1 protein-coding gene is annotated in these 229 nt (G+C 53.3%); it reads left to right on the forward strand.

All coding sequences use genetic code 11. The features are described 5' to 3' along the window. Window positions 1-16: 16 nt before the first annotated feature. A partial coding sequence (locus SB756_RS36325) for a cation:dicarboxylate symporter family transporter (protein ID WP_410914102.1) occupies window positions 17-229 on the forward strand: 213 nt, incomplete at its 3' end.

Raw genomic sequence — 229 nt, forward strand, 5'->3', positions numbered from 1 at the left:
GGCGCGCTTCTGTAAGCTGCGGATTACCACGCTGATGCGTATCCTGAAGGATGAGCTGATTCTCTCTTACTCCACTTCCAGTTCGGAAACGGTGCTGCCGCGTATCATGGAGAAGATGGAAGCCTACGGTGCGCCGAAAGCGATCACCAGCTTCGTGGTGCCGACCGGTTACTCGTTTAATCTGGATGGTTCAACGCTTTATCAGAGTATCGCGGCGATCTTTATTGCG

The sequence above is a fragment of the Pseudomonas sp. SIMBA_068 genome (genome assembly GCF_046534705.1).
Lineage (GTDB): Bacteria > Pseudomonadota > Gammaproteobacteria > Pseudomonadales > Pseudomonadaceae > Aquipseudomonas > Aquipseudomonas putida.